Source organism: Myxococcaceae bacterium JPH2 (assembly GCA_016458225.1).
Classification (GTDB): Bacteria; Myxococcota; Myxococcia; order Myxococcales; family Myxococcaceae; genus Citreicoccus.
In genome coordinates this window covers 1-1,179 of sequence record JAEMGR010000114.1, presented here as the reverse complement: position 1 = coordinate 1,179, position 1,179 = coordinate 1, and the positions used below count along the sequence as shown (strand labels likewise).

At 64.9% G+C, this 1,179-nt stretch carries 1 protein-coding gene; it reads left to right on the top strand.

Translation table 11 applies throughout. The annotated features are described in order from the left end of the window. Positions 1–10 precede the first annotated feature (10 nt). A partial coding sequence (gene tuf / locus JGU66_36350) for an elongation factor Tu (protein ID MBJ6766248.1) occupies positions 11–1,179 on the top strand: 1,169 nt, incomplete at its 3' end.

Genomic DNA, 1,179 nt, shown 5'->3' with positions numbered 1-1,179 from the left:
GAGGAGTGTCATGTCCAAGGAAAAGTTCGATCGTAGCCTTCCCCACGTGAACATCGGAACGATTGGGCACGTGGACCACGGCAAGACGTCGCTGACGGCGGCCATCACGAAGGTGCTGGCCAAGAGCGGCGGCGCGACGTTCATGGCGTACGATCAGATCGACAAGGCGCCGGAGGAGCGTGAGCGCGGCATCACGATCTCCACTGCGCACGTGGAGTACAAGACGAAGAACCGGCACTACGCGCACGTGGATTGCCCGGGCCACGCCGACTACGTGAAGAACATGATCACGGGCGCGGCGCAGATGGACGGCGCGATCCTGGTGGTGTCGGCGGCGGACGGTCCGATGCCGCAGACGCGCGAGCACATCCTGCTGGCGCGCCAGGTCGGCGTTCCGTACATCGTCGTCTTCCTGAACAAGGTGGACATGCTGGACGACCCCGAGCTCCGCGAGCTGGTGGAGATGGAGGTTCGTGACCTGTTGAAGAAGTACGAGTTCCCTGGGGACCTGATTCCCATCGTCCCTGGCTCGGCGCTCAAGGCGCTCGAGGGTGACACGAGCGACATCGGCGAGCCTGCCATCCTGAAGCTGATGGAGGCGGTGGACAGCTACATCCCGACGCCGCAGCGCGCGACGGACAAGCCCTTCCTGATGCCGGTGGAGGACGTGTTCTCCATCGCCGGCCGCGGCACGGTGTGCACGGGCCGCGTCGAGCGCGGAATCATCAAGGTGGGCGAGGAAGTCGAAATCGTCGGCATCCGCCCGACGCAGAAGACGGTCATCACGGGCGTGGAGATGTTCCGCAAGCTGCTCGACGAGGGTCGCGCGGGCGACAACATCGGCGCGCTGCTGCGTGGCCTGAAGCGTGAGGACGTGGAGCGCGGCCAGGTGCTGGCCAAGCCCGGGAGCATCACGCCGCACACGAAGTTCAAGGCCCAGATTTACGTGCTGTCGAAGGAGGAGGGTGGCCGTCACACCCCGTTCTTCAAGGGCTATCGTCCGCAGTTCTACTTCCGCACCACGGACGTGACGGGTACGGTGAAGCTGCCGGACAACGTTGAAATGGTGATGCCGGGCGACAACATCGCGATCGAGGTGGAGCTGATCACCCCGGTGGCGATGGAGAAGGAGCTGCGGTTCGCCGTCCGCGAGGGCGGTCGCACTGTTGGCGCCGGCGT